This is a genomic window from Terrabacter sp. RAF57, from assembly GCF_052113925.1.
Classification (GTDB): Bacteria; Actinomycetota; Actinomycetes; order Actinomycetales; family Dermatophilaceae; genus Terrabacter.
The window spans coordinates 94,585-120,320 of sequence record NZ_JBFRDT010000007.1 but is presented as its reverse complement, the minus strand read 5'-3'; the positions used below and the strand labels follow the sequence as shown (position 1 = coordinate 120,320).

The following is a 25,736-nucleotide window of genomic DNA, read 5'->3' as shown; positions in this document are numbered from 1 at the left end:
CTCAGACCCGGGCGAGGAAGTCGAGGACGCGCTGCTGCACGAGCGCTGCGGCCTCGGGGTCGTAGGCCGTCGTGCTCGCATCGGCGAAGAGGTGCCCACACCCGGCATACGTGAAGAGCTCCCCGTCCTCGGCGGCGGCGACGACGGCGCGAGCCGCGTCGACGTCACCCTCGTCCATGAAGAACTCGTCGGCCTCGCCGCCGTGGATCTGCACGGGGACGCCCGCGGGCCAGTCGGGGGCGAACTCGCCGAGCGGGATGGCCGAGTCGAGCAGGACGGCGCCGCGGGCGCCCGGTCGGGTCTGGGCGAGCCGCTGCGCCGCCATGACGCCGAGCGAGAAACCGGCATAGACGAGGTCGTCGGGGAGACCGTCGGCCGCGGCGACCCCCTGCTCCTGGAGGGTGCCGAAGCCGATCGAGCGGGCCTTGGCCATCCCCTCGTCCAGGGTGGCGAAGCTCTCCCCGCCGTAGAGGTCCGGCGTGTGAACGGTGTGGCCCGCGGCGCGCAGGGCGTCGGCGAAGGCGAGGAAGCCTGGGGTCTGGCCCTGGGCGTGGTGGAGGAGGAGGACGTCGGCCATGCTTGCTCCTGTGCTCGATGGTTTCCCTGCTGTTGATCCAACAATCTAGACTGATCCAACAATGTCGATCAATAGCCCGCAGCTTCCCGACTACGAGCTCCCCGACGCGGTGGAGCTGACGACGCCTGCCCAGCTGCGGGCCATCGCCGACCCGCTCCGGTCGTCCCTCCTCGACCTCGTGCTCGAGCGGGCGGCCACCGTGGCCGAGCTGGCCGCCGCCGTCGGCCGGCCCAGGAGCACCGTCGCCCACCACGTCGGCGTGCTCGTCGACGCCGGCATGCTGCGGGTCGTCCGGACCCGCCGGGTGCGCGCCATCGACGAGCGCTTCTACGGCCGCACCGGCCGAACCATCACCATCGGCGTCTCCCGCCACCCCGGGGACCCGACGGTCCCCGTGTGCGTCAACGGGCTCTCGGTCGCCGCGGCCGAGTCGGTCCCGGCCCACGAGGACGACACGCTCTACTCGACGCTCCGGCACGTCCGGATCCCCAGGGAGAGCGCGTCGGAGTTCTGGCGCCGCGTCGAGGGGCTCGTGCGCGAGTTCACCGCCCTGCCGCGCTCGGGCGACACCGTCTACGGCCTCGCCGTCGGCCTCTACCCCACCGACCAGCCCGTCCTGCCCGAGGCCGAGCCCGCCGACGAGCAGGCACCATGAACGCCGACCCAGCCCCCCTTCGCGTCAGCGCCGTCTCGCTCGACTGCGCCGACCACGCCGCGCTCGCGACCTTCTACGCGGAGCTCTTCGACGGCACGGTGCTCTGGTCCCACGACCACGCGTCGGCTGTCGACGTGGGCGGCCTGGTCCTCGTGGCGCAGGTGGTCGAGGACCATCGCGAGCCGACGTGGCCCGACCACTCGATCGTGCACCTCGACGTCACGGTCGACGCCGACGACCTCGACGCCCAGACCGAGCGCGCCCGCGGACTGGGCGCGCGCCTCGCGGACCCGCAGCCCGATGCCCGCTGGCGCGTGCTGCTCGATCCGGCCGGCCATCCCTTCTGCCTGACGCCCTTCGCTCCCTGACAAAACGTCCAGATGCGGCCACGTCCCGACATACGCTCTGGATGTCAGGACCCTGACGAGGCTGAGGAGGAGCTCGATCATGAACCAAGGACCTTCGGCTCCTCCCGGCTGGTACCCGGCCGGTGAGGGCGAGCGCTACTGGGACGGGCGCGCGTGGACGGCGCACACCCGGCCCCCGATGGCCCCACCGGCGGCCGCGACCGACGCCCACGGGCTGCCGCACCGTGTGGCGGACACGCCCTGGGGACAGGCCGGCTGGCCGCCGCCGACGCCCTCCCCCGGCCCTCCCGGGATGGTCGGCACCCCGGTCTACTACGCCCAGGTGGCACCGAAGAGCCCGGCGCTCTCCGTGCTCGCGTCGTTCTTCCTGCCCGGCCTCGGCAGCATGATCAACGGCGACGTGGCCAAGGGCGTCGGGATCCTCATCGGCTACCTTCTCAGCTGCGTGCTCGTCATCGTCCTCATCGGGATCGTCGGCGTCTTCGGCTTCTGGGTGTGGGGCATGGTCGACGCGGCTGCGGGCGCGAGGCGCTGGAACGCACGCCACGGGATCCTCAGCTAGTTCCGGTCGATCCGGTCTCGGGGCGAAGGGATCGGAGGAGACTCGGGGGATGGCGCGACGAAATCTCAAGTGCCTCATCCTCGGCCACCGCTACACGCGCATGAAGCTGAGGGGTCGCACGATCCTGACCTGCAAGCGGTGCGGCGACGTCGACGTCGTCGAGCACGACATGCGCGGCCTCCAGTTCTGAGCCGCCGGCGCCGCCCCGCCAGGGCTTCAGCCCACCGCCTCAACCCAAGCGAAGGGCACGGTGAGCACGCCCTCCTCCAGACGCACCTTGTAGTTGCTCCGGCCTCTGCGCAGGATCGGTCCGACGAGACCACCGTACGGGCCGGGTGCCGTCACGCGGACGACCTGCCCCGGCGGGAGGCTTCCCGGTGCCTGATGCGGGACATCGGCCAGAAGTGCGGTGAGCTCGGCGACGTAGTTCGGGTGCATGGTCCCCGACTGCCCGTGGAAGGTTGACTCGAACACACGAACACGCGGCGGCCCCGAGCAGCGGCCACACCAGCCGACGCGGGTCGGCCGTCGATGACGAGTCAGCGTATGGCCCGCTGGGCACGTGGCACGCCAGGCACCTTCGACGGTGGGCGCTTCTGCGGACGAGCACCGTTGGCCGGAGCAGCCGAGCTCGCGCGTCTTCGCACGGTCGAACACCAGGATCCAGTCATCCAAGCTGTGCTGTTCCATGAGTTCACGTCCCATGGCACGTGCCGACCTCACGTCCTTCCGCGCTCCCAGCGTGTCGCCACTACGTCGTGCTGCACCGGTCGGGAAGCCAGCGCTTTGAAGTCCCGACCGAACCGTAGATGGTTCGGCCGACAGAGCGGTGGGGGCCTTCACTGGTGATCATGCGGGTGATCGCGCGGCTGTTGTCGCCCACTCACACCACCTGCGCGGTGAGGCGCACGATCTCGCTCGGGACGAGGACCGACCGGACCTCGTGGCACATGGCGTCAGTCCTCGAGGTCGCCCTCGACGTCGAGGTAGACCTGCTGGAGGTCCGCCATCAGCTGGGGGTCCGGCTCCTCCCAGAGGCCGCGGTCGACGGCCTCGTGGAGCCGCTCGATCATGCCGTGTAGCGCCCACGGGTTGGCGTGCTGGAGGAAGTCGCGGTTCTCCTTGTCGAGCACGTAGGTCTGGGCGAGCTGCTCGTACATCCAGTCCGTCACGACCCCGGCCGTCGCGTCGAAGCCGTAGAGGTAGTCGACGGTCGCCGCGAGCTCGAAGGCGCCCTTGTAGCCGTGCCGCCGCATCGCCGCGATCCAGCGCGGGTTGACGACGCGCGCCCGGAAGACGCGCGCCGTCTCCTCCGTGAGGCTGCGCGTGCGCACCGCGTCCGGCGTCGTGGAGTCGCCGACGTACGCCTTGGGCTCGCGACCGGTGAGCGCGCGGACCGTCGCGACCATGCCGCCGTGGTACTGGAAGTAGTCGTCGCTGTCGGCGATGTCGTGCTCGCGCGTGTCGATGTTCTTGGCGGCGACGTCCATCCGCGCGTAGGTGCGCTCCAGGTCGGCCCGAGCAGGTATGCCGTCCAGCTCGCGCCCGTACGCGAAGCCGCCCCACGTCGCGTAGACCTCCGCGAGGTCGCCGTCCGAGCGCCAGTTGCCCGACTCGATGAGCGGGAGGATGCCGGCGCCGTAGGAGCCGGGCTTGCTGCCGAAGATCCGGGTCGTGGCGCGGCGGGCGTCACCGTGCTCGGCGAGGTCGCCGGCGACGTGGGCCCGGAGGTAGTTGTCGTCGGGGGACTCGTCGAGGTCGGCCACGAGCTGCACGGCGTCGTCGAGCATGGCGATGACGTGCGGGAAGGCGTCGCGGAAGAAGCCGGAGATGCGGACCGTGACGTCGATGCGCGGCCGGCCGAGCTCGGCGAGCGGGGTGGCGTCGAGCCCGACGACCCGGCGCGACATCTCGTCCCAGCGGGGGCGCACGCCGAGGAGCGCCAGCACCTCGGCGATGTCGTCGCCCGACGTGCGCATCGCCGACGTGCCCCACACCGAGAGACCGACCGACCGGGGCCACTCGCCGGTGTCGGCCCGGTGCCGGGCGAGCAGGTCGTCGGCGAGGCGCTGCCCGGTCTCCCAGGCGAGTCGGCTCGGGATCGCCTTCGGGTCGACGGAGTAGAAGTTGCGGCCGGTCGGCAGCACGTTGACGAGGCCGCGCAGAGGCGACCCCGACGGCCCGGCCGGGACGTAGCCGCCGTCGAGCGCATGGAGCACCGCGTCGATCTCGCCCGTCGTCGCCCGCAACCGCGGGACGACCTCGCGGCACGCGAAGGCCAGCGAACGGCATACGCCATCGGTGTCGACCTGCGGGTCGGCGCCCAGCCGGTCGCGCACGATGCCGGGCACTGCGGCCTCGTCCCAGTCGGCCTCGGCGAGAGCGACGACGAGTGCGCTCGCCTGCTCCTCGGCGTCGTCGACGGACGAGCGCTCGGAGTGCCCCTCACTCACCCCGAGCGCCGTCCGAAGTCCCGGCACGGCGCCCACGGCACCGGCGAAGACCTGGTTGGCCCGCAGGATCGCGAGCACGAGGTTGGCGAGGCCCTCCCCCGTGGGGGCCTCGCCAAGAACATGGAGTCCGTCCCTGATCTGGACGTCCTTGACCTCGCAGAGCCAGCCGTCGACGTGCATGACGAACTCGTCGAAGGCATCGTCGTCGGGCCGGTCCTCGAGTCCCAGGTCGTGGTGCATCTGAGCGGACTGGATGAGCGTCCAGATCTCGGCGCGCAGGGCCGGCGCCTTGGCCGGGTCCATGACGGAGACGTTGCCGTACTCGTCGAGCAGCTGCTCGAGTCGGGCGATGTCGCCGTAGGACTCGGCGCGGGCCATCGGGGGCACGAGGTGGTCGACGATCGTCGCGTGGGCGCGACGCTTGGCCTGGCTGCCCTCTCCGGGGTCGTTGACGAGGAAGGGGTAGACGAGCGGGATCGAGCCGATCGTCGCGTCGGGCCCGCACGCCGCGGAGAGCGCGAGGTTCTTGCCGGGCAGCCACTCGAGGTTGCCGTGCTTGCCCATGTGGACGACGGCGTGGGCGCCGAACTCCCTTGCGAGCCAGTCGTAGACGGCGAGGTAGTGGTGCGTCGGCGGGAGGTCTGGGTCGTGGTAGATCGCGATGGGGTTCTCGCCGAAGCCACGCGGCGGCTGGACGAGGACGACGACGTTGCCGGCCCGGATGCTCGCCGCGACGAGCTCGCCCTCGGGGTCCGCGTGGCGGTCGACGAAGACCTGGCCGGGCGCGTCGCCCCAGTGCCTCGTGACGGCGTCGCGCAGCCCCGACGGGAGGGCGTCGAAGTGCTCGCGGTAGCGGGCAGCCGGGATCCGCACCGGCTGGCCGCTCAGCTGCTCCTGCGTCAGCCAGTCCTCGTCCTGGCCCCCGGCCTCGATGAGGGCGTGGATGAGCGCGTTGCCCGCGGTCGTGTCGGGCGACTCGCCGTCGACCGGCTCGAGCGGCCCGGTGCCGGGGATCTCGCCCGGCTCGCCGAGGTCGTAGCCGGCGTCGCGCATCGCCCGCAGCAGCCGGATGATCGAGACCGGCGTGTCGAGACCGACGGCGTTGCCGATGCGCGAGTGCTTGGACGGGTAGGCCGACAGGACGACCGCGATCCGCCGCTCGGCCGGCGGGGTGTGGCCCAGGCGGGCGTGGTTGACGGCGAGCGTGGCGAGACGCGCGCAGCGCTCGGGGTCGGGCACGTAGTGCGGCAGGCCGTCGGCGTCGGTCTCCTTGAAGGAGAAGACCCCTCCGATGATGCGGCCGTCGAACTCGGGCACGGCGACCTGCGTCGCGACGTCGAGCGGGCTCATCCCGTCGTCGCTCGCGTCCCACTGGTCGCGGCTCCACGTCAGGCAGAGGCCCTGGATGATCGGGACGTCGAGGGCAGCCAGTGCCTGCACGTCCCACGCCTCGTCGTCCTCGCCGGCGCTCGCCGTGCCCGGCTTCGTGCCGCCCGCTGCGAGCACCGTCGTCACGAGGACGTCGTATGCCGTCAGGTGCTCGAGAAGGTCGGCGGGGGCGTCGCGCAGCGACGAGACGTGGACCGGCACACCGACACCGCCGGCCGCGTCGACGGCGTCGGCGAGGGCGTGGACGTAGGAGGTGTTCTCGGCGGCGAACTGAGCGCGGTAGAAGAGGATCCCGACTCGAGGACGGGGGTGGCCGCCGGCCGCAGGCTGGGGCTCCGGGCGGTCGAGGACGCCCCACGTCGGCAGGGTGACGGGTGGCTCGAAACCCTCCCCCGTCATGAGGAGTGTGTCGCCGAGGAAGGCGTGCAGCTCCCGGAGGTTGGCCGCGCCGCCCTCGGCGAGGTAGCGGTGCGCCTCGGCGACGACGCGAGGCGCGACCGTCGAGAGCTCCATGAGGGCGGCGTGCGGGGTCTGCTCGCCGCCGAGCACGACCATCGGCGTGTCCGTGCTCCGGATCCGGCGGAAGCCCTCGCAGAGGTCCTGGGGACCGCCGAGGATGCGGGCCACGACGATGTCGGCAGCCTCGATGGCCTCGGCCATGGACGTGTGACCGGCACGCGAAGGGTTGGCGACCAGGTAGTCGGCACCGCTCCCGCGGGCACACAGCAGGTCGGTGTCAGACGTCGAGAGCAGCGCGATGCGCGTCACTGGAACTCCTCGGCGGGGTGTCCACGCCCCGCGGTCGAAAGGAAAGAGAAGCGCTGCCGGCAGTTCCTGACTCACCGCCTCCCTCACGGGTGGCGACTCACAGTGGCGGGACCGTCCCGGATTCTCACCGGGTTCCTGGATCGACGACGCTGGCCCCACCATAGCCCGTGGGCGACGCGCATTTCCCTGCGGACCGCATCGCGCCCCGGCTACGGTGCGACCGTGAGCGCTCACGGCGATCCACGAGTCACCGCAGTGGAGGAGAACCTCATCGCCCAGTTCCGGCTCCTGGCCGGCACCGAGCACGTCAAGGCCCTCCCGGACGACGATGTCGTCGCGTTCACCCGCGATCTCGCGTTCCCGCTCTTCAACGCGATCTGCGGAGCACGGTTCGCTGCGGGTTCGGAGGCGCGGCGCACCGCCGAGCTCGTCGACGGTTACGTGGCCCGAGGGCTGCCCTTCCTGTGGTGGGCGACCCCGTCGACGATGACAACCGAGATGGACGCCGTGCTGCGCGACCGGGGCATCGACCCGCGCCCCGAGCCGGGCATGCACGTCCGGCTCACCGGACCGGTCGACACACGCCTGCGGGCGGATGTCGACATCTCGCTCAGCCCGGTGACCGAGGAGCTCGTGGCCGTGATGGCCTCCGGTTTCGGCTTCCCCGACTTCGTCGTCGAACCGCTGCGACTGGCCCTGGCCGACTTCGGCCCGGACGTCCTCTTCCACGTCGTCGCCCGGGTCGATGGGGAGGCCGTGAGCACCGGGTCGGTCTTCGTCACCGGGCGGACGGCGGGGGTCTACAACATCGTCACGGTCGAGTCGGCCAGGCGACAAGGCCTGGGGTATGCCGTCACCGCCACCCTGATGAACCTCGCGCAACGCCGCGGATGCACCGAAGCCGTCCTCATGGCGTCCGAGATGGGTCGGCCCACGTACGAGCGACTCGGCTTCGTCGAGGTGTGCCAGACCCCCCAGTACATGTGGGTGCCGAGCCCCTGACATCGGGCCGGTGCCCGAGACAGCCGTCTTGACCTCGCCGGGCTCGGGCCTAGCATGTGCCGCGTGACCGCCCCGTCGAGCCGAGAGCGCCGGGCAGGCGATGCCTGTCCCGGTGTCAGCCGACCCTTCGTCGCGGTCGACGGCTCGATCGTGCGGCTCCGTCCTGCCGGCCAGCCGGTGCGCATCGAGGCCCTGTCCGCTCTCATGGATGTCATTGCCGGACAGGCGGATCCGGCGATCCAACTGACGTCTCGTGGCGCCCTGCAGCTGCGCGGGCTCCCCGACCCGCTGACGCCGCGGATCCGTGATGCGATCCGGGCGACGGGACTCGTCCCATCGGCGCCCCACGAGCTCGTCCGCAACATCGTCGCCTCGCCGCTCTCCGGCCTCGACGGCACCGGGCACTGTGACCTGCGTCCCGTGACCCGCGCGCTCGACGCCGCGCTCCGCACCGATCCCGACCTCTCCCGCCTCGGCGGCCGCTTCCTCCTCGTCCTCGACGACGGGCGTGGCGACGTCGTAAGCGAGTCCTTCGACCTCGGCGTGTTCGCGACCGGTCCCGGTCGCTGCGTCGTGCTGGCTGGTGGCATCGACCGCGGCTGGGACGTACCACTGGTGGCCGCCGTGCCTCGGCTCATCGCCCTCGCCCGTGAGTTCGTGCAAGCGGCCGGCGGCGACGAATCCGTCTGGCACGTCAGCGAGCTCGGGGTGCCGCTCGGACCCGAGCCGACGGCCGAGCTCGACCTGCCACGTCGGCCGGAGCGCCCGCTCGGCTCCGTCGGCGACCACGCTGTCGTGGCCGTGCCGCTCGGCCTGCTCCGACGCGACCACGTTGCCGCGCTCGCCGGGGTCACGGACCGCGTGCTCGTGACGCCGTGGCGCTCGCTCGTCATCGAGAACGCCGCCGCAGCACTGTCCGAGCTCGAGGCAGCGGGCCTGGTGACCCACGCCGGCTCACCCTGGACCCGGCTGCACGCCTGCACCGGCCTCCCGGGCTGCGCGCGGTCCGCTCTCGACACCCGAGCCCTGGCCCGCGACCTCGCCCCGGTCCTGTCGGGAGGCCACCTCCCCGTGCACGTCAGCGGGTGCGAGCGTCGGTGCGGAACGCCCGCGACGGCATACGTCGACGTGCTGGCCCCACGGTCAACCGAGGAAGCCTTGTCCACCATCGCCGAGCAGGAGTCCTCATGGACGTGACCGCCGAGACACGGCAGGCGCCGACGCGCCGCTACGACTACGTCACGGACGGGGCGGAGATCTATCGCCGGTCGTTCGCGACGATCCGGACGGAGGCCCGGCTCGACCACCTTCCCGAGGACGCCCGAGTCGTGGCCGTCCGCATGGTGCACGCGAGCGGCGACGTCGACCTCACCGAGCACATCGCCGTGCACCCCCGGCTCGTCACGGCCGCGCGGACCGCGTTGCGGTCCGGTGCGCCCATCCTCACCGATGCGCACATGATCGCCTCCGGCATCACCCGGGCCCGGCTGCCCCGCGACAACGAGGTCGTCTGCACGCTGCGCGATGAGCGGGTTCCGGCTCTCGCCCAGGCCTGGGGCACGACGCGATCCGCGGCCGCCGTCTCGCTCTGGGGCGACCGGGTCGACGGCGCCGTGGTCGCCATCGGCAACGCGCCCACGGCGCTCTTCCACCTCCTCGAGACCATCGCCGACGGGGGCCCGCGGCCGGCCGCCATCATCGGCATCCCCGTCGGCTTCATCGGCTCCGCGGAGTCGAAGGTCGCCCTGGCCGACAACCCGTTCGACATCCCGTGGCTCGTCGTGCACGGTCGGCGCGGTGGCTCAGCCCTCGCGGCCGCTGCCGTCAACGCCCTGGCCCGCGAGGAGGAGCTGTGACCGGCTGGCTCCGCGGCGTCGGCGTCGGGCCAGGTGACCCCGAGCTCGTCACGGTCAAGGCCGCGCGGCTCATCGGTGAGGCCGACGTCGTCGCCTTCCACAGCGGGCCGCGGGGCGACTCGATCGCCCGACGCATCGCCGCCTCCTACTTCCGTGAGGGAGTCGTCGAGGAGCTGCTCGTCTACCCTGTCACCACCGGCGCGACGGACCACCCCCTCGGCTACCACGGCCGCATGGCCGACTTCTACGACGAATCGGCCGATCGCCTTGCCGCACATCTGGACTCGGGCCGCAACGTCGTCGTCATCGCCGAGGGGGACCCGCTCTTCTACGGCACCTACATGTACCTCCACGACCGTCTCGCCGACCGCTACGACACCGCGGTCGTCCCGGGTGTCACGTCGGTCAGCGGGTCGGCGGCCGCCGTCGCCACCGGCCTCTGCCGGCACGAGGACGTGCTGACGATCCTGCCCGGGACGCTGCCGGTGCCGGAGCTCGCGCGCCGGCTCGCCGACACCGAGGCTGCCGTCGTGATGAAGCTCGGCCGCACCTTCGAGAACGTCCGCGAGGCCCTGCGCCAGGCCGGACGGCTCGACGAGGCGCGCTACGTCGAGCGGGCCAGCTCCGATGCCGAACGGGTGCTCCCCGCCGCCGAGGTCGACGCCTCGACCGTGCCGTACATGTCGATGGTCGTCGTCCCCGGTCGCGACCTGCGGGCCGACGCGGCGGGGCGTGCGGCATCCTCAGGCACCAGCGATCCGGCTGTCCCGCAAGAAGGCCCGGTGGACGACGTCCAGGGCGAGGTCGTCGTCATCGGCCTCGGCCCCGGACCCGACCGCTGGCTCACCCCGGAGGCGTCGGTCGCGCTCGCCGAGGTCGGTCACGTCGTCGGCTACGCGCCCTACGTCAACCGGGTCCCGCAGCGCGAGGGCCTCACCCCTCACGCCTCCGGCAACACGGTCGAGGTGGACCGCGCCCGGGACGCCCTCGAGCTGGCCCGCAAGGGGGAGCGGGTCGCGGTCGTCTCCGGTGGCGACGCCGGAGTCTTCGGCATGGCGTCGGCGGTCTTCGAGGCGGCCGAGACGCACGGCTACACCGACGTGCCCGTGCGCGTGCTACCCGGAGTCACGGCGGCCCAGGCCGTGGCGGCTCGCGCCGGCGCACCGCTGGGCGGCGACTTCGCCATCATGTCGCTCTCCGACCGGCTCAAGCCGTGGCACGTCATCGAGAGGCGCCTGCGGGCCGCCGCGTCGGCCGACCTCGTCGTCGCTCTCTACAACCCCGCCTCACGCAGCCGGACCGAGCAGGTGGCCCGCGCGCGCGAGGTCCTCCTCGAGGAACGCGACCCAGCCACCGTCGTCGTCGTGGGTCGCGACGTCGGGCGAGCCGAGGAGTCCCTCACGGTGACGACCCTCGCCGACCTCGACCCGGCGACGATCGACATGAAGTGCCTCGTCATCGTCTGCGCGTCCGGCACCCGCGTCACCGGCGTCGGCCAGGTGTGGACGCCCCGCTACGTCCACTGACGCTCGCGGGCGACCACTCTGGCCAGGGCCCGGAGACGCGTGCGAACACTCTGTCGGCTCCCCTAGTCGAAGAGTCGCAGGAGCAGGTGTCGATTCTGCGGTGCCCAGATCAGCTCGCGGAACTGGTCCACGGGTCCGACCGGCCATCTCTGCGCAATGCTCACGACCGCTGGGTCCTGGATCAGAGGCAGGAGCAGGTCCGGGATGCCGGCCCACGCGACCTTGAAGGGTCGGTCCCACATCTGCACGACCTCCGTCGTGACCGGAGCCGTCAGACCGAGCGCGTTGTGCATCGCGGTCAGACGCTCGTACGCCGTCATGAGGGCCGCTTCGCGGTCCGGCCACGTTGCCGCGCGGCCTACGTTCCACAGGACCGGAGTCAGCTCTGGGCCACACGCCAGACGTGAGAAGGCCGTCCCGAACCACTTCGAGTACGGCGCGTACTGCCGTTCCATCAGGAACGCGAGCCGCATCAGGTCGCCGACGAGGCGCGACCCGATCAGCGAGGAGCCCAGCTCGTCGCCCGCAGCTCCCGCTCTGCCCACCAGGTTCATCTCCGGGTGGACGCGCCACCACCCGGCGATCAGCAGGTAGAGCCAGACGTCATGGGGGTAGTAGGCCAGACGGTCGCGGGCCGTCTGCAGGTCCACCTCGTCGTGGAAGACGACGCCCGAGGTGAACGCACGTAACCCGTGCTCCGGCAGGGTCAGCCAGTCGCGCGGCTCGATGTCGTGGTCGATGTCCAGCTCCAGCTGTTGCCGGAGATAGCCGCGCACGGTGTGGACCGCATGGCCGGTCGGACGACCGGCGAAGGTCGCCGGCAGGTCGCGCTGCAGCGCCGCTCGCACCTCGGCACCGAGGCGCCGCTCGTCCTCCTCGGCAAGGAAGATCAGAGCACGCGGCTTCCAGTCGTGGTCCGTCGACATCTCATCATCGAAGCCGAGCACCTCCGACCCGCGGCCGAGCAGCGCAGCAGAGTGCGGCACGCCGGGAAAGGTGGCACTCAAGACGGGCTGCACGGCCTCGTCGTGGAACCGCCGGCTCAGCTCCGCCCCGGGAACGAACATCGACACGCCCCCACCTCCTCCGTGGACAGTGTTGACCCGACGGCTTGGTCGACCACGCCGCTATCTCTGCTCCGTGGACAACGGTCCGCAGCTCTGGTCGCCGGTCATGCCGTCGCGGATCGGAGCTCGGTCTGCTTGGGCTCGGGTTGACCGGCGAGGTAGGCCTCGACCTGCTGAGGAATGTCCATCTCGGTCACGATGCTAGCGACCGCAGGCCGTCGCAGACCACGTCGACCGGACCGACATCGGTGCCATCCTGTGGGCATGGAGCTGGAGTTCAGCGCCGAGGTCTGGGAGTGGCGAGGTCCGTCGCCCTACTACTTCGTCACCGTGCCCGAGGACGAGTCGCAGGCGCTCCACGACGTCGCCCACGTCAGCTACGGCTGGGGCATGATCCCGGTCACCGCCCGCATCGGGCGCACCCGATGGACGACGTCGCTGTGGTCCAAGGACGGCGGCTACGTCGTCCCCCTCAAGGTCGCCGTCCGTCGCGCCGAAGACGTCGAGGAGGGCGACACAGTCGAGGTGGGGCTGGACGTCCGCGCCGACTCCTGACGCGGCGCCTCAGACCGCCGTCCACGTCAGCGACAGCCCGCTCGGGGCGAACACCTGCTGCGCGAGCGGCGCCGGCACGTCCGCAACACCCGGGCCGCCGAGCGCGACCCACCCGGTGACCGCGTCGACCGTCTCGTCGTCGAGCACGGCGCGCACCCACACGGGCCGACCGCCGGCCAGGCGACCGGCCACCGACGGGGTCACGACGACGACGTTCGACTCGTCGCAGGCGAGCAGGCACGCGCTCCGCAGCACACGGGCGCTCCCCCGGGTGCCGACCTCGAGACGGGCCAGGAGCCCGTCGTGGTCGACCCCGGGGTGCTTGCGTTCCGTGCCGCAACAGCAGTCACGGCACACGCGGACGATGCACGTGCGCGCGGAATCGTTGTCAGCAGAGGCGTTCTCGTATGCCGTCACGCCGTCACGGGCTCGAAAGCCCGCTTGGGCGCTGCGAGCCGTTCGAGGAGCAGGCCGAAGACGAGACCCAGCGTGAGCCACATCGTGGCGAGCTGTGCCAGGGACGCGAGCCGGAAGTCCCAGAGCAGCGCCGCCGGCACGTCGGCTGGCACTGCATCGGGCGAGCCCGGCACGAGCACCAGCACGAGCACGACGAGCACCACGGTCGCGACGACGTCGATGGCCCACCGCGTGGACGGCACCGTCCCCCGCGCCGCGAGGCGCTGGTCGAGCACCGGCACGAGCAGGGCGATCGCGACCCCGAGGAGGAGGACGACGGCGTACACCATCGTGCGCTGCCCGACTGTCTCCGGATCGCCGACTGCCGGCGGGTTCGACGGGATCTTCAGTGCCGGAAGGAGACTCACGGCTGCGAAGCCGATGGTGGCGAGCACCATCGAGCGGCCGAAGTCGCCCCGACCGGGGAGCCGCTCACGCATCCTGGCGAAGACGACGGCGAAGACGACCCCGACGGCGACCCCGACGAGGACCGCCGTGAGGGCGCCACCGACGACCTGGGCGGCCCGCGACACGAGCGGCTCGTCGCCACCGTGGGTGGGCAGACCGGCGCGTGCCGACTGGCCGCCGTGCATCGAGCGCATGTCCTCGATGGCGAGGGCCCGACGGATGACCGGCTCGACGACGAGCCAGATCACGACGGCGGCCGCGAGACCTGCGGACACGCCGGCAAGGACCCCGCGCCGCAGCACGGAGCCGAAGCTCAGGCCCACCTCAGTGGCAGGGGACGCCGAGGGCGTGACGCGCGTCGTGCGTCAGCTCGTGGAGCATCTGCGCAGCGGGAGCGCTGAGCAGGGCGCCGTTCTCCTGCGAGACGAAGTAGAGCGCGAAGACGGCGAACGCCAGCAGGACCCACGCCCAGACGGGGACGCGGACGCTGGTGGACGGGGAGACGGCAGACGCCGATGCAGCAGTGGTCATGGCAGATTGACCCTTTCGTTCCATGCCTCGTGGACAGATCGCGCCGCAGCCGGTCTCCTGGCTTCCAGATCGTCACGCCTCCCCAGCCTTCCCAGCGACCCGGCGTCAACCTGAGGTCACCAGTGGCGAATGGTGGGGACTTGCTCCCTGGTCACAGTGGCGAGGACCACGTCGGAATCACACCGACTTCCCGTGCACTGCGGCACTCGCATCCTGACACAGCCCGTCCGGACACGCCACGGGGACCCCAGGCGCCCGGCGTGTTTCGGGTGATCCGCGTGCCGTAGAGGTGCGACTCGACGAAGTCGTCGGCGTCGCGCGCGGCGAGCGCGCGTCCGACGAGGATGACCGCGGCCTGACGCAGACCGGCGGCCTCGACCTGGTCGGCGATGTCGGTCAGGGTCCCGCGCAGCACGAGCTGGTCGGGCTGCTCGGCGTTGGCGACGACGACCACGGGGCAGTCGTCGCCGTAGTCGCCGACGAGCGACGCCATGAGCTCGCGGGTGCGGCGGATCGCGAGGTGCAGCACGAGCGTGGCCCGGGACCGCGCGAAGTGGGCGAGCGACTCCGTCTCGGGCATCTGCGTCGAGTCGCGGTGGGCCCGGGTCAGCACCACGGACTGCGCGACCTCGGGGACCGTCAGCTCGCGGCCGATGAGGGCAGCAGCAGCGGCATACGCGGGAACGCCGGGCGTCACGTCCCACGGCACTCCCGCGCGGTCGAGCCGCCGGGTCTGCTCGGCGACGGCGGAGTAGAGCGACGGGTCCCCGGAGCACAGCCGCGCCACGTCGTGACCGGCCGCGTGGGCGCGGACGCAGTGCTCGGTGATGGCGTCGAGGTCGAGGTGCTGGGTGTCCACGACCTCGGCTCCCTCGGGGCAGTGCGCGAGCACCTCCGACCCGATGTAGGTGCCGGCATAGAGACACACCTGCGCCTCCCCGAGGAGCCGCACCGCGCGGAGCGTCAGCAGGTCGGCGGCACCAGGGCCGGCACCGATGAAGTGGACCGTCATGCGTCAGTCTCCGAATCCGTCTGTGTCACAGGTTTTTCCGCCGACCACTGCACGATCGACCGTGCAGGCTTCCAGCCGTGGAGCGACCCGATGGTGTCGAGGTCCTCGACGGCGATCCGGCTCATCGACCCGCCGAGCCTGGCCCGGACCTCGTGGAGCAGCACCTCGGTCTCGACCGTGACGCCGTGGACGACGAGCCGTCCCCCCGGCCCGAGTGCGGCCCAGCACGCGTCGAGCAGCGGGCCGGTGGCTCCGCCCCCCACGAAGACGGCGTCCGGACGGGGCAGCTCCGCGACCGCGTCGATCGACGCCGCCTCGACGACCCGCACCCCGGGCACCCCGAGCGCACGGGCGTTGCGCCGCACCCGCTCAGCCCGCTCCGGGTCACGCTCGACCGAGTGGACCTCGTTGCGCGGGTGCTGCCGTGCGAACTCGATGCCGACCGACCCGGCGCCGGCGCCGAGGTCCCACATGACGTCGCCGGGCTGCGGGGCGAGGTGGGCCAGCGCGGCCGCCCGCACGACGCGCTTCGTCAGCTGCCCGTCGTGGTCGTATGCCGTCTCGTCGAGTCCCGGCACGAGCGACCTCGCGCTCCGCACAGGACGGGGCTCGCACTCGACGCAGACGAGGCTCAGCCGAGGGGCGGGACGGCCGTCCCACGATGCGGCCACCCCGTCGATGCGCGACTCCGCCGGTGAGCCGAGGTCACCGAGCACCGTGAGCCGGCTGCCGGCATACCCCTCCTCGACGAGCAGGGAGGCGATGCGCGCGGGGGCGTCGTCACCCGACGTCAGCACGACGAGCCGGGCCCGCGGCGCCAGGTCACGTCGCAGCCGGTCGACATCTCGGCCCACGAGGGTGACGACGTCGGAATCCTCTGCAGCCCAATGCATCCGGGCTCGGGCGAGCGCTACCGACGAGACAGCCGGGTGGATGCGTACCACGGCGGCACCGAGCTCGCGCACAAGGGTCGACCCGATGCCCGAGACGAGCGGGTCCCCGCTCGCGAGCACGACGACCCGACCCGCACCGGCGTCGTCGAGCACGCGCCGCAGGCCCGGGAGCAAGGGCGACGGCCACGGCACGAGGCGCCGGCCAGGACGGACCCCGAGCATCGCGAGATGACGCTCACCGCCGACGACGACCTCGGCCTCGTCGACGAGCCGGCGGCCGTCGGGGCCGAGGGACTCCAGCCCGGATGCACCCACGCCGACCACCTCGATCACAGCGGCGACCCTAGCGCGACGATCCGGAGGCATTCGTTATGACCGTTCCGGCCCGATACGCCCCACCTCGGCCTCATGATGTTTATCGCACGTCGTCGGGGGACGGCTGGCAGCCAGATGGCGACAGGGGAGGAACACCAGATGACCGACGTCCACCAGGGATCGGAGCAGGTCCCGACGGCCCGACTGACCACGATGAGCACGCGCGGGGGCGGGGTGTCGTTCGCCGTGCCAGAGCACTGGGACGCGATCGAGCTCTCGCCGGACGGGGACGTCGTCGCCGCCGTCGAGCCGGACGACTCCGACCGCTTCCGGACCAACGTCGTCCTCATGTTCGCCGACGTGCAGGGCTCGCTCGCCGAGTGGCAGCGCACGACGCAGCACCTGGAGTCGCAGGAGCTCGACGGCTACCTCCTCCTCGACCACGAGGAGATCACCGTGGGGGGCCACGTCGGGCTGCGCCGGCTCACGACCCACTCGACCCCTGCCCATGAGTCCGTGACCACCGAGTCGTGGACGACCGTCGTCGACGGCACGGGCATCACGCTGACCGCCCGGGTCGGCACCCTGCGACTCACGCACCTGGCACCCGTCCTCGACGCCGTCGCGGCGAGCCTCGTCATGCGGACCGACGGTCGGGTGCCTGCATGAGCGTGACGTTCGACGCCTCGACCACCCGTCTGCGGCTCGACGCCGACGCGTTCATCACCCTCGTGGAGTACGCCACCGACCCCGAGGGCGCCTGCGAGGACGTCGTGGAGCGCCTCAGCGACGCCGGCGTGGTCGCCGACGGAACCCCGCACCCCGTCCTGCGCAACGCCCTGGCCGCCGTCACCACCTCGCTCGGCTCGCTCCAGGTGCTCGTCACCGGACCCGACGGAGTGCGCCTCCACCAGGCCTGGGTGGCCCTCGTCAGCGCCATGCTCACCGACCTCGCCGACGGCACCTACGACTTCGCGGCCCTGAGCACCGAGTTCGTGCCGACGACCATCGCGCAGCTGACCGGGCTGCAGGCCCGGCCCCGTCTCGACGCGGCGTCGGCCGTCGTCGACGAGTCGCTGCTCGACGACCTCGCCTCCAACTCCGTGGCCGCCCGCACCGCCGGCAGCGAGGCCCTCGCCGACCTGCTCGCCCCGTGGCCCCGCGCCGGCGCGGCCGTGCGTGCCGGACTGTGGCAGCTGTCGGTCGTCGACATCGCCTTCCAGGCCCGGGACCGCACCGTCGTGCGCAGACTCGCGTGGGTCGACGTCGACGCCGGACTGCTCCGGATCGAGGCCGACGAGCACGGCCCGGCCTTGGTGCCGACGACGTCGACCGCCGTGTGGCGGGCCATCGTGTCGATCCTGCCGACCGACGCCGAGACGGGCACCGAGACCGGCACCGGGGCGCAGTCGGCCTGAGCCGCCGGGCGCCGCACCCCGGCGACGTGGCAGACTGCCGCTGGCGACTGGGAGAGGAATCCGGTGCGAATCCGGAGCGGTCCCGCCACTGTGAACCTCCGACCACGCGGTCGGCGGAAGCCAGGGCATCTCCCGTCGCTGGTCGCGCCCGCCGGGCGCGTCCGGTCCACCGACGCGGGCGCGGCACCCGCAGGAGGCTCGCAGTCACATGCGCGACGGCTCGAACGACGTCCCGAACGACGTCCTCAACGACCCTGACCAGCACGGGTCACCACCCGGCACCTTCCCCTTCTCGGCGGTCGTCGGCTCCGACGACCTGGCCCTGGCGCTCGTCCTCACGGCGGTCTCGCCGGAGGTGGGCGGCGTGCTCGTGCGCGGCGAGAAGGGCACGGCGAAGTCGACGATGGTGCGCGGCCTCGCCGCTGTGCTCCCCCGCCAGCAGGTCGTCGCCGGCTGCCGCTTCGGCTGCGCACCGGGCGACGGCGCCGGATGCCCGGACGGACCGCACGACCCGGACGCCGCGGCCGGCACCCGAGCGGCCGGTCTCGTCGAGCTGCCGATCGGCGCCACCGAGGACCGTGTCGTCGGGTCCCTCGACCTCGAGCGGGCGCTGGGACGCGGCGAGACGGCATACCAGCCCGGCCTGCTTGCGGCCGCGAACCGCGGCATCCTCTACGTCGACGAGGTCAACCTCCTCCACGACCACCTCGTCGACCTGCTGCTCGACGCGGCGGCCATGGGCCGCAACACCGTCGAGCGCGACGGCGTCTCGGTCTCGCACGCCGCCCGGATCGTCCTCGTCGGGACGATGAACCCCGAGGAGGGCGAGCTACGCCCGCAGCTGCTCGACCGCTTCGGGCTGACCGTCGAGGTCGCCGCGCCCCGGGAGCCCGCGCTGCGCGCCGAGGTCGTACGCCGCCGGCTGGCCTTCGACGCGTCGCCGGCTGCGTTCGCGGCCCGGTTCGAGGACGACCAGGAGGCGCTGCGCGGGCGGATCGCCGACGCGCGGTCACGGGTCGGAGCCGTGACCCTGACGGACGAGATGCTGACCCGGATCGCGGTCGTCTGCGCCGGCTTCGAGGTCGACGGTCTGCGCGCCGACATCGTCACGGCACGCGCCGCCCTCGCCCACGCGGCCTGGTCGGGACGCACGGTGGTCACCGTCGCCGACGTCCGGGCGGCAGCCCGGCTGGCGCTGCCGCACCGCCGGCGCCGCAACCCGTTCGACTCCCCCGGGATCGACGAGGACCTCCTCGACGAGCTCCTCGGCGACGACGATCCGGACCCCGAGCCGGATCCGGGACCGGGGGACGGCGGCGAGCCAGAGCCTGCTGACCACGACCTCGACCACGACCGCAACCACGACCGCGACCGCGAAGCGCAGCCGAGCTCGTCGTCGGAGACGGCACGGACCGACGGGCAGGAGTCGCCACGACAGCCCGAGCCCCAGCACGCCGAGCTCGAGCCGGGGCTCGGCGAAGGCGGTGAGAGCGGCGAGGGCGGTGAGAGTGAGGTGCCCGCTGCCTCGGCGGTGAGCGCCGCCGATGAGCCCTACCGGGCGAAGCTGCTGCGCGCCAAGGGGATCGGGCAGGGCGACCCGGGACGCCGGTCGGCCGCCCTGACGAGCACCGGACGCCGCGTCGGCTCGACGACCGCCCGCACCGGGCCGGTCCACGTGCCCGCGACGATCCGCGCGGCCGCGGGACGCGGCGCCACGGGCGACCGGTCGGGACGCCTGCGCGTCCTGCCCGGCGACCTGCGCCGCTCGGTCCTGCAGGGTCGGGAGTCCAACCTCGTGCTGCTCTGCGTCGACGCGTCCGGGTCGATGGCCGCCCGCAAGCGCATGGAGGCCGTGAAGTCGGCGGTGCTCTCGCTGCTCCTCGACGCCTACCAGCGGCGCGACAAGGTCGGCCTCGTGACCTTCCGCGGGTCCGACGCCGAGCTCACCCTGCCGCCGACCGGCTCGGTCGACATCGCGGCCCGGCGGCTTCGCGACCTGCCCCACGGCGGACGGACGCCGCTCGCTGAAGGGCTCGGGACGGCATACGACACGTTGCGCGTCGAGCGCCTGCGCGACCCGAACCGGCGCGCGCTCCTCGTCGTCGTCACGGACGGCCGGGCCACGAGCGGCACCGATGCCCTGGGCCGCGCCGGGCGCGTCGCCACCCAGCTGCGCGGCGAAGGAGTCGAGAGCGTCGTGCTCGACTGCGAGTCGGGGCGCTTCCGGATGGGGCTGGCGGCCCGGCTCGCCGAGCACCTCGGCGCCGAGCACCTGCCCGTCGGCGAGCTGGCCGCGTCGGCCATCGTCGGCGCGGCACGCACGTCGCGCCCGACGGGACGGGCCGCCTGATGCGCGGCCAGCCGACGACCGTCCCCGAGGACGGCCTCACGACGCGCCAGCGCCGCAACCGCCCCCTGCTCATCGTCAACACCGGCGACGGCAAGGGGAAGTCGACGGCCGCCTTCGGCCTCGCCCTCCGCGGCTGGAACCAGGGCTGGTCGGTCGGCGTGTTCCAGTTCGTCAAGAGCGCGAAGTGGCGCATCGGCGAGCAGACCGCCGTCGAGACCCTCGCCGAGCTGCACCGCGAGACCGGCAAGGGCGGTCCGATGGAGTGGCACAAGATGGGCGCCGGCTGGTCCTGGACCCGCAAGGAGGGCACCGAGGACGACCACGCCGAGGCGGCTCGCGAGGGGTGGGCGGAGATCAAGCGCCGGCTCGCTGCCGAGACGCACGCCGTCTACGTCCTCGACGAGTTCACCTACCCGATGGCGTGGGGCTGGATCGACGTCGAGGACGTCGTCGCGACCCTGCGCGACCGCCCGGGCCACCAGCACGTCGTCATCACCGGGCGTCGCTGCCCGCAGGCCGTCCTCGACCTCGCCGACCTCGTGACCGAGATGACCAAGGTCAAGCACCCGTTCGACGAGGGCCAGAAGGGCCAGCGAGGGATCGAGTGGTGAGCGCCTTCAGCAGCGCGGTCGACGCCGCCGTCGGCTCGGCGGTCGGCACCGCCCTCGGCCGGCTCCCGGCCGGGCCCGACGTGCCCGGCGCCACCGCCCTCCCTCGACTCGTCGTCGCGGCCCCCGGCTCGGGCCACGGCAAGACGACCGTCGCGACGGGGCTCATGGCCGCGCTGCGCGCCCGTGGTCTCGGGGTCTCGGGGTTCAAGGTGGGCCCGGACTTCATCGACCCCGGCTACCACGCGCTCGCCACGGGCCGACCCGGTCGCAACCTCGACCCCTTCCTCTGCGGCCAGGACCAGGTCGCGCCGCTCCTCGTGCACGGCGCGACCGCCGGCGGACCGACCGACGTCGCCGTCGTCGAGGGCGTCATGGGCCTCTTCGACGGGCGCATCGGCGGCGACGGCTACGCCTCGACCGCGCACGTCGCGACCCTGACCCGCACGCCGGTCGTCCTCGCCCTCGACATCAGCCACATGACGCGCACCGCGGCCGCGATCGTCCACGGCCTCGCGACCTTCGAGCCCGGGGTCCGCGTCGCCGGGGTCGTCCTCAACAAGGCGGCGTCGGGCCGGCACACCCGCGAGGTCTGGTCGGCGCTCGAGGCGACCGGGGTCCCGGTCCTCGGGGTGCTGCCGCGCGACGCCGGCATCGAGGCGCCGTCGCGTCACCTCGGCCTCGTGCCCGCCGCCGAGCGCGAGGAGGCCGCCCGGTCGGTGCGGCTGCTCGCCGAGCGCGTGGCCGAGCACGTCGACCTCGACGCGGTGCTGTCGATCGCCCGGTCGGCCCCCGACCTCGACGTCCCGGCGTGGGACGCTGTCACCGTCCTCGGCGAGGCAGCCCGGCCGGCCCCGACCGGGCGGCGTCCCGTCGTGGCCGTCGCCGGCGGCCGTGCCTTCACCTTCCGCTACGCGGAGACCGACGAGCTGCTCCGGGCCGCGGGCCTCGAGCCGGTCGTCTTCGACCCGCTCCACGCGCGGTCGCTGCCCGCGGGCACGGCCGGGCTCTACCTCGGCGGCGGCTTTCCCGAGGTCCACGCCGAGGACCTGTCCGCGAACTCCGCCCTGCGCGAGGACATCCTGGACGCCGTCCGCGGCGGCCTGCCGACCGTGGCCGAGTGCGCGGGCATGCTCTACCTCTCCGAGTCCGTCGACGGCCACGAGATGGTCGGCGCGATCCCGACGGTGGCCGCGATGGGCCCACGCCTCACCTTGGGCTATCGCACCGCGATCGCCCCGGGCGACTCGGTGCTCTCGGTGGCCGGCACCCGCGTGACGGGCCACGAGTTCCACCGGACGACTGTGGGCGGCGAGCAGCGGCCCGGCTCGGCGGCCTGGCTGCTCGACGGGACGCCCGACGGCTTCGCCCTCGACCCCGCCGGCACCGGCCGGGCCACCCTGCACGCGTCCTATCTCCATACCCACTGGGCGGGTCACCCCCGGCTCGCTGGCCGCTTCGCCGAGGCCGTCCACGCGTATGCCGTCACGGACGCCTCGCGCCGGAGGGCGTCGTGAGCGGGCTCGTCGACCTGCACCACCACGGCGACCGTGACGCCGTGCCCGGTCTCGTCGACCTCGCGGTCAACGTCCGGCTGCCGGCGCCGCCGCCATGGCTCGCCGACGTCATCGCGGACTCGCTGCACGACCTCGGGAGATACCCGGACCCGTCAGCGGCGGTCACTGCCATCGCGCGACGGCACCGCGTCGACCCTGAGTGCGTGCTGCCGACCGCGGGAGGGGCCGAGGCGTTCACGCTCGTCGCCCGCGCGGTCGCCGGCAGCCGCCCCGTCGTCGTGCACCCGCAGTTCACCGAGCCCGAGGCAGCCCTCGTCGCCGCCGGTCGACCGGTCGACCGGTGCGTGCTCCCGCACGAGGACGGCTTGCGCCTCGACCCCTCAGCCTTCGCCCCGTCCGGCGAGCACGCCGACGCCGACCTCGTCGTCGTCGGCAACCCGACGAACCCCACGGGGGTGCTGCACCCCGCCGGCGGCGTGCGGGCGCTGCGCCGGAGCGGGCGCGTCGTCGTCGTCGACGAAGCCTTCATGGACGCGGTGCCGGGCGAGCCCGAGTCGGTCGTCGGTCGCGACCTCGAAGGGCTGATCGTCGTCCGGTCGCTGACGAAGACGTGGGGCCTGGCCGGCCTGCGTGCCGGCTACGTCGTCGGCGACCCCGCGCTCGTCGCCGGCCTCCGTGTCGTGCAGCCGCCGTGGTCCGTCTCGAGCCCTGCCCTCGCCGCCACGGTCGCCTGCCTGTCCGAGCGCGCCGTCGCCGAGGCGGAGGCAGCGGCCGTGTCCTTCGCCGCCGACCGCGCGGTGCTCGTGGGCGAGCTCGCCGCCGTCGGGCTGCGCACCGCGGCCCCGTCGGCGGCGCCTTTCGTCCTCGTGGACACGAGCCCACTCGGCGCCGGGTCCGTCCGCGAGGACCTCGCCCGCCTCGGGTTCGCCGTGCGCCGGGGCGAGACGTTCCCCGGCCTCGGCCCGACGTGGATCCGGCTCGCCGTGCGTGACGCCGAGACCTCACGCAGCGTCGCCGCGGCGCTCGACGACCTGAGGAGACTGCGTCATGTCGCCTGAGCTGAGCTTCTCCGGCCTCTCCGTGCTCGTCGCGCGCATCGCACCGCACTCGGTCGCGACGGTCCATGCGCTCCTGCGCGACGAGGCCCGCGTGACCGTCGCCGCGGCGCTCGACGACCTTCCCACCTCGCTGCGCGACCTCGCCGAACGCGGGCTCGTCACGCTCGCCCCGCAGGCCGACCCGACGGCCTACGACGTCGTCCTCCGCGGCGACCTGTCGACGTCTCCCGCGCCGACCCCCGGAACCGCTGTCACGGAAGGTCACCCAGAGGTCGGGACGGTGACGCTCCTCGGGGGAGGCCTCGGGGACCCAGGACTGCTGACGGTCGCCGGCATCGAGGCCGTCCGGCAGGCCGACGTCATCGTCCATGACCGGCTCGCGCCGCTCAGCGCGCTGCGGCACGCCCGCGACGACGTGCACGTCGTCGACGTCGGCAAGATCCCGCGCGGCGACTTCACACCCCAGGAGCGGATCAACGACCTCCTCGTCGAGCACGCCCTGGCCGGTCGGAACGTCCTGCGCTTCAAGGGCGGCGACAACTTCGTCTTCGGTCGCGGTGGTGAGGAGGCCGAGGCCTGCGCGGCGCGCGGCATCCCCGTCGTCGTCATCCCGGGGATCTCGTCGAGCATCGCCGCACCGGCCCTCGCCGGCATCCCCGTGACGCACCGCAGCCTCGTGCAGGGCTTCACCGTCGTCAGCGCCCACGTGCCGCCGGGCGACCCGCGCAGCACCCTCGACTGGGGGGCCATCGCCCGGAGCCGCACGACGATCGTCGTGCTCATGGGTGTCGCCACGCTGGGAGCGGTCGCCGAGACCCTCGTCGCCGAGGGTCTGTCGCCGGAGACCCCTGCGGCGGTCGTGGCCGACGCGGGGCTGCCGAGCATGCGAACGGTCCGGGCACCCCTGCGCGACATCGACGCCCGCGCCCGCCGTGACGGCCTCGGCGCCCCTGCCGTCGTCGTCATCGGTGACGTCGCAGCCCTCGACGTCCTCCGATGAGCCGGTCCGTCGGACTGGTCCTGGGCTGGGCGCTCGACCAGGCCTTCGGCGACCCGCGCCGCTGGCACCCCGTGGCCGGGTTCGGCTCGGCCGCAACGGCCCTCGAGCAGCGGACGTATGCCGTCCGGCGCGCTCGCGGCGTCGCGCACGTCGCGCTGCTCGTGGGCGCCACCGCCGGCCTCGGCGTCGTGGCCGAGCGGTCGACGCGGCGCAGCGACGTCGCCCACACCCTCGTGACCGCCGCGGCGACCTGGGCCGTGCTCGGCGGTCGCTCACTGACGCGCGAGGCGTCCACGATCGACGGCCAGCTGCGGCGGGGTGACCTCGAGGCCGCTCGCGTGCAGGTGCGCCACCTCGTCGGGCGGGACACGACGCGGCTCGACGCCGACGAGGTCGCCCGCGCCTGCATCGAGTCGCTCGCCGAGAACACGTCCGACGCGGTCGTCGCGCCGCTCCTCTGGGGCGGTCTGCTCGGCGTCCCCGGGCTGCTCGGCTATCGAGCCGTCAACACGCTCGACGCGATGGTCGGCCACCGCAACGACCGCTACCACGAGTTCGGCTGGGCCGCAGCGAAGCTCGACGACGTCGTCAACTGCGTCCCGGCCCGGGTCGCGGCCGCACTGGCCCTGGCGAGCGCCGGGTCGAGGGAGCGGGCCGTCGCCGGCTGGGCGGCCGTCCGGCGTGACGCCCCGGCCCACCCGAGCCCGAACGGCGGCGTCGTCGAGGCCGCCTTCGCCGGCGCGCTCGGGGTGCGGCTCGGCGGGTCCAACACCTACGACGGCCGGACCGAGGACCGCGGCACGCTCGGGGACGGCCCGACGGCGCGCGCCCACGACATCGCACCGGCCGCCCGCCTCGCGCAACGCGTGGGGGCCGRCTCCCTCGCCGTCGCCGTCGCCGTCGCTGTCGCGGCCGTGGCAGCGCTCAGGGGGCGAGGTCGACCTCGTCGCCGACGCTGATCGCCCCGGACGTCAGCAACCGGAAGACCGTCCCCGCCCGCGCGTGCAGCGCCCGCGCCGCGCCCGGTCCGAGGTTGTCGTCGAGGAGGCGGCAGGGCGCCGCGATGCGCACGACCTCGAGCTCGACGTCGCCGATGGTGATGCGGGTGCCCGGCTTCGTCGGGATCACGCCGCCGGAGATCGTCAGGTTGCGACGCGTCAGGCCCGGGTCGACCGGACGGCCGAGGTCCGCAGCGGCCGCCTCGAGGTCGGGGAGCGACTGGATCGTCACGTGCCGGTGCTTGCTTCCGTGGTAGCGGTCACCGACGAGCCCGGCGCCCGCCTCCGCCTCGACGCTCGGCACCGAGCGCGTCGGCAGCCGGCGCCCCTTGGCGACATGGATGCCGACGACGATCGGCGGCGCGGCAGGTGGGTCGAGGTGCATGCCGGCAAG

26 protein-coding genes, 1 pseudogene and 3 riboswitches are annotated in these 25,736 nt (G+C 73.2%); of the genes and pseudogenes, 17 read left to right on the top strand and 10 right to left on the bottom strand.

The genetic code is table 11. The features are described from left to right. Position 1 precedes the first annotated feature (1 nt). Positions 2-577: a dienelactone hydrolase family protein gene (locus tag AB4Y83_RS11120; RefSeq protein ID WP_442296909.1), complete on the bottom strand. Its 576-nt coding sequence runs from the start codon at positions 575-577 to the stop codon at positions 2-4. Between the two features lie 61 nt (positions 578-638). Between AB4Y83_RS11120 and AB4Y83_RS11115 the strand changes: the two genes are divergently transcribed. The 4 genes from AB4Y83_RS11115 to AB4Y83_RS11100 all read left to right on the top strand — a co-directional run bounded on the left by AB4Y83_RS11115 (position 639) and on the right by AB4Y83_RS11100 (position 2,352). After that, positions 639-1,232: a helix-turn-helix domain-containing protein gene (locus tag AB4Y83_RS11115; RefSeq protein WP_442274155.1), complete on the top strand. Its 594-nt coding sequence runs from the start codon at positions 639-641 to the stop codon at positions 1,230-1,232. Further along, positions 1,229-1,600, top strand: coding sequence for a VOC family protein (locus tag AB4Y83_RS11110; protein ID WP_442296908.1), 372 nt, complete (start codon positions 1,229-1,231; stop codon positions 1,598-1,600). Before AB4Y83_RS11115 ends, AB4Y83_RS11110 begins: the two co-directional genes overlap by 4 nt. A 79-nt stretch (positions 1,601-1,679) precedes the next feature. Then, a complete protein-coding gene (locus AB4Y83_RS11105; RefSeq protein ID WP_442274153.1) occupies positions 1,680-2,162 on the top strand; it encodes a DUF2510 domain-containing protein in 483 nt (160 codons plus the stop codon). Positions 2,163-2,211: 49 nt separating this feature from the next. Then, positions 2,212-2,352: a hypothetical protein gene (locus tag AB4Y83_RS11100; RefSeq protein WP_156415514.1), complete on the top strand. Its 141-nt coding sequence runs from the start codon at positions 2,212-2,214 to the stop codon at positions 2,350-2,352. A 26-nt stretch (positions 2,353-2,378) separates the two neighbouring features. On the opposite strand, the gene AB4Y83_RS11095 is transcribed toward AB4Y83_RS11100, so the two are convergent. Both AB4Y83_RS11095 and cobN read right to left on the bottom strand, forming a co-directional pair. Then, complete coding sequence (locus AB4Y83_RS11095; RefSeq protein ID WP_442296907.1) at positions 2,379-2,852, bottom strand: hypothetical protein; 474 nt, start codon at positions 2,850-2,852, stop codon at positions 2,379-2,381. Between the two features lie 266 nt (positions 2,853-3,118). Next, complete coding sequence (gene cobN / locus AB4Y83_RS11090) at positions 3,119-6,772, bottom strand: cobaltochelatase subunit CobN (protein ID WP_442296906.1); 3,654 nt, start codon at positions 6,770-6,772, stop codon at positions 3,119-3,121. Between the two features lie 43 nt (positions 6,773-6,815). Continuing rightward, a riboswitch (cobalamin riboswitch) is annotated at positions 6,816-6,958 on the bottom strand. Positions 6,959-6,994: 36 nt separating this feature from the next. Between cobN and AB4Y83_RS11085 the strand changes: the two genes are divergently transcribed. The 4 genes from AB4Y83_RS11085 to AB4Y83_RS11070 are packed head-to-tail and all read left to right on the top strand — an operon-like array spanning position 6,995 to position 11,156. Next, the gene (locus tag AB4Y83_RS11085; RefSeq protein WP_442296905.1) at positions 6,995-7,774 is read left to right on the top strand and encodes a GNAT family N-acetyltransferase; all 780 of its coding nucleotides are present in this window, start codon (positions 6,995-6,997) and stop codon (positions 7,772-7,774) included. Positions 7,775-7,828: 54 nt separating this feature from the next. Beyond that, positions 7,829-8,971 (top strand): precorrin-3B synthase, encoded by a 1,143-nt coding sequence (locus AB4Y83_RS11080; RefSeq protein ID WP_442296904.1) that lies wholly within the window; start codon positions 7,829-7,831, stop codon positions 8,969-8,971. Continuing rightward, complete coding sequence (locus tag AB4Y83_RS11075) at positions 8,962-9,630, top strand: precorrin-8X methylmutase (RefSeq protein WP_442296903.1); 669 nt, start codon at positions 8,962-8,964, stop codon at positions 9,628-9,630. Before AB4Y83_RS11080 ends, AB4Y83_RS11075 begins: the two co-directional genes overlap by 10 nt. Next, entirely contained in the window at positions 9,627-11,156 is a 1,530-nt protein-coding gene (locus AB4Y83_RS11070) for a precorrin-2 C(20)-methyltransferase (RefSeq protein WP_442296902.1), read from the top strand. Before AB4Y83_RS11075 ends, AB4Y83_RS11070 begins: the two co-directional genes overlap by 4 nt. Positions 11,157-11,218: 62 nt before the next feature. Here the strand turns inward: AB4Y83_RS11070 and AB4Y83_RS11065 are convergent, their stop codons facing one another. Beyond that, on the bottom strand, positions 11,219-12,223 hold the full coding sequence (locus AB4Y83_RS11065) for a DUF4037 domain-containing protein (RefSeq protein WP_442296936.1): 1,005 nt from the start codon (positions 12,221-12,223) through the stop codon (positions 11,219-11,221). A 264-nt stretch (positions 12,224-12,487) separates the two neighbouring features. Here AB4Y83_RS11065 and AB4Y83_RS11060 point away from each other — a divergent pair, with 264 nt between their 5' ends. Next, entirely contained in the window at positions 12,488-12,778 is a 291-nt protein-coding gene (locus AB4Y83_RS11060; RefSeq protein WP_442296901.1) for a DUF1905 domain-containing protein, read from the top strand. Between the two features lie 9 nt (positions 12,779-12,787). On the opposite strand, the gene AB4Y83_RS11055 is transcribed toward AB4Y83_RS11060, so the two are convergent. From AB4Y83_RS11055 to cbiE, 5 genes and pseudogenes are all read right to left on the bottom strand, one after another. Continuing rightward, entirely contained in the window at positions 12,788-13,195 is a 408-nt protein-coding gene (locus tag AB4Y83_RS11055; RefSeq protein ID WP_442296900.1) for a hypothetical protein, read from the bottom strand. Continuing rightward, positions 13,192-13,965, bottom strand: a complete 774-nt coding sequence (locus AB4Y83_RS11050) for a CbtA family protein (RefSeq protein WP_442296899.1) — start codon at positions 13,963-13,965, stop codon at positions 13,192-13,194. Before AB4Y83_RS11050 ends, AB4Y83_RS11055 begins: the two co-directional genes overlap by 4 nt. Position 13,966: 1 nt before the next feature. Continuing rightward, the gene (locus tag AB4Y83_RS11045; protein WP_442274143.1) at positions 13,967-14,173 is read right to left on the bottom strand and encodes a CbtB domain-containing protein; all 207 of its coding nucleotides are present in this window, start codon (positions 14,171-14,173) and stop codon (positions 13,967-13,969) included. 30 nt (positions 14,174-14,203) lie between these two features. Then, positions 14,204-14,390: riboswitch (cobalamin riboswitch) on the bottom strand. Positions 14,391-14,507: 117 nt separating this feature from the next. After that, positions 14,508-15,185, bottom strand: a pseudogene (locus AB4Y83_RS11040) (cobalt-precorrin-4/precorrin-4 C(11)-methyltransferase); the annotation flags it as partial. After that, a complete protein-coding gene (gene cbiE, locus AB4Y83_RS11035; RefSeq protein ID WP_442296898.1) occupies positions 15,182-16,411 on the bottom strand; it encodes a precorrin-6y C5,15-methyltransferase (decarboxylating) subunit CbiE in 1,230 nt (409 codons plus the stop codon). The pseudogene AB4Y83_RS11040 and the gene cbiE, both read right to left, overlap by 4 nt. Before the next feature lie 141 nt (positions 16,412-16,552). On the opposite strand from cbiE, the gene AB4Y83_RS11030 reads away from it, so the two are divergent. From AB4Y83_RS11030 to AB4Y83_RS10995, 8 genes are all read left to right on the top strand, one after another. Further along, positions 16,553-17,062, top strand: a complete 510-nt coding sequence (locus AB4Y83_RS11030) for a hypothetical protein (RefSeq protein WP_442274140.1) — start codon at positions 16,553-16,555, stop codon at positions 17,060-17,062. Beyond that, on the top strand, positions 17,059-17,811 hold the full coding sequence (locus AB4Y83_RS11025; protein WP_442296897.1) for a hypothetical protein: 753 nt from the start codon (positions 17,059-17,061) through the stop codon (positions 17,809-17,811). Before AB4Y83_RS11030 ends, AB4Y83_RS11025 begins: the two co-directional genes overlap by 4 nt. Positions 17,812-17,841: 30 nt before the next feature. Then, a riboswitch (cobalamin riboswitch) is annotated at positions 17,842-17,962 on the top strand. Positions 17,963-18,019: 57 nt separating this feature from the next. Further along, positions 18,020-20,161 carry a VWA domain-containing protein gene (locus tag AB4Y83_RS11020; protein ID WP_442296896.1) on the top strand — a complete coding sequence of 714 codons (2,142 nt, stop codon included), beginning with the start codon at positions 18,020-18,022 and terminating at the stop codon, positions 20,159-20,161. Then, positions 20,161-20,772 carry a cob(I)yrinic acid a,c-diamide adenosyltransferase gene (gene cobO / locus AB4Y83_RS11015; RefSeq protein WP_442296895.1) on the top strand — a complete coding sequence of 204 codons (612 nt, stop codon included), beginning with the start codon at positions 20,161-20,163 and terminating at the stop codon, positions 20,770-20,772. The genes AB4Y83_RS11020 and cobO overlap by 1 nt, the downstream gene beginning before the upstream one ends. After that, on the top strand, positions 20,769-22,286 hold the full coding sequence (locus AB4Y83_RS11010) for a cobyrinate a,c-diamide synthase (protein WP_442296894.1): 1,518 nt from the start codon (positions 20,769-20,771) through the stop codon (positions 22,284-22,286). The genes cobO and AB4Y83_RS11010 overlap by 4 nt, the downstream gene beginning before the upstream one ends. Next, positions 22,283-23,344, top strand: coding sequence for an Rv2231c family pyridoxal phosphate-dependent protein CobC (gene cobC, locus AB4Y83_RS11005; RefSeq protein ID WP_442296893.1), 1,062 nt, complete (start codon positions 22,283-22,285; stop codon positions 23,342-23,344). Before AB4Y83_RS11010 ends, cobC begins: the two co-directional genes overlap by 4 nt. After that, a complete protein-coding gene (gene cobA, locus AB4Y83_RS11000; protein WP_442296892.1) occupies positions 23,334-24,344 on the top strand; it encodes a uroporphyrinogen-III C-methyltransferase in 1,011 nt (336 codons plus the stop codon). The genes cobC and cobA overlap by 11 nt, the downstream gene beginning before the upstream one ends. Beyond that, complete coding sequence (locus tag AB4Y83_RS10995) at positions 24,341-25,303, top strand: cobalamin biosynthesis protein (RefSeq protein WP_442296891.1); 963 nt, start codon at positions 24,341-24,343, stop codon at positions 25,301-25,303. The genes cobA and AB4Y83_RS10995 overlap by 4 nt, the downstream gene beginning before the upstream one ends. Here AB4Y83_RS10995 and AB4Y83_RS10990 read toward each other — a convergent pair. Continuing rightward, entirely contained in the window at positions 25,269-25,727 is a 459-nt protein-coding gene (locus tag AB4Y83_RS10990; RefSeq protein ID WP_442296890.1) for an MOSC domain-containing protein, read from the bottom strand. The two genes, AB4Y83_RS10995 and AB4Y83_RS10990, sit on opposite strands and share 35 nt — an antisense overlap. Between the last annotated feature and the right edge of the window lie 9 nt (positions 25,728-25,736).

Bases quoted from the DNA above. Each gene is read 5' to 3' on its own strand.
- AB4Y83_RS11120 (WP_442296909.1), bottom strand. From the start codon at position 577: ATGGCCGACGTCCTCCTCCTCCACCACGCCCAGGGCCAGACCCCAGGC.
- AB4Y83_RS11115 (WP_442274155.1), top strand. From the start codon at position 639: ATGTCGATCAATAGCCCGCAGCTTCCCGACTACGAGCTCCCCGACGCG.
- AB4Y83_RS11110 (WP_442296908.1), top strand. From the start codon at position 1,229: ATGAACGCCGACCCAGCCCCCCTTCGCGTCAGCGCCGTCTCGCTCGAC.
- AB4Y83_RS11105 (WP_442274153.1), top strand. From the start codon at position 1,680: ATGAACCAAGGACCTTCGGCTCCTCCCGGCTGGTACCCGGCCGGTGAG.
- AB4Y83_RS11100 (WP_156415514.1), top strand. From the start codon at position 2,212: ATGGCGCGACGAAATCTCAAGTGCCTCATCCTCGGCCACCGCTACACG.
- AB4Y83_RS11095 (WP_442296907.1), bottom strand. From the start codon at position 2,852: ATGGAACAGCACAGCTTGGATGACTGGATCCTGGTGTTCGACCGTGCG.
- AB4Y83_RS11080 (WP_442296904.1), top strand. From the start codon at position 7,829: ATGTGCCGCGTGACCGCCCCGTCGAGCCGAGAGCGCCGGGCAGGCGAT.
- AB4Y83_RS11075 (WP_442296903.1), top strand. From the start codon at position 8,962: ATGGACGTGACCGCCGAGACACGGCAGGCGCCGACGCGCCGCTACGAC.
- AB4Y83_RS11065 (WP_442296936.1), bottom strand. From the start codon at position 12,223: ATGTTCGTTCCCGGGGCGGAGCTGAGCCGGCGGTTCCACGACGAGGCC.
- AB4Y83_RS11060 (WP_442296901.1), top strand. From the start codon at position 12,488: ATGGAGCTGGAGTTCAGCGCCGAGGTCTGGGAGTGGCGAGGTCCGTCG.
- AB4Y83_RS11045 (WP_442274143.1), bottom strand. From the start codon at position 14,173: ATGACCACTGCTGCATCGGCGTCTGCCGTCTCCCCGTCCACCAGCGTC.
- AB4Y83_RS11030 (WP_442274140.1), top strand. From the start codon at position 16,553: ATGACCGACGTCCACCAGGGATCGGAGCAGGTCCCGACGGCCCGACTG.
- AB4Y83_RS11025 (WP_442296897.1), top strand. From the start codon at position 17,059: ATGAGCGTGACGTTCGACGCCTCGACCACCCGTCTGCGGCTCGACGCC.
- AB4Y83_RS11020 (WP_442296896.1), top strand. From the start codon at position 18,020: ATGCGCGACGGCTCGAACGACGTCCCGAACGACGTCCTCAACGACCCT.
- cobO (WP_442296895.1), top strand. From the start codon at position 20,161: ATGCGCGGCCAGCCGACGACCGTCCCCGAGGACGGCCTCACGACGCGC.
- cobA (WP_442296892.1), top strand. From the start codon at position 23,334: ATGTCGCCTGAGCTGAGCTTCTCCGGCCTCTCCGTGCTCGTCGCGCGC.
- AB4Y83_RS10990 (WP_442296890.1), bottom strand. From the start codon at position 25,727: ATGCACCTCGACCCACCTGCCGCGCCGCCGATCGTCGTCGGCATCCAT.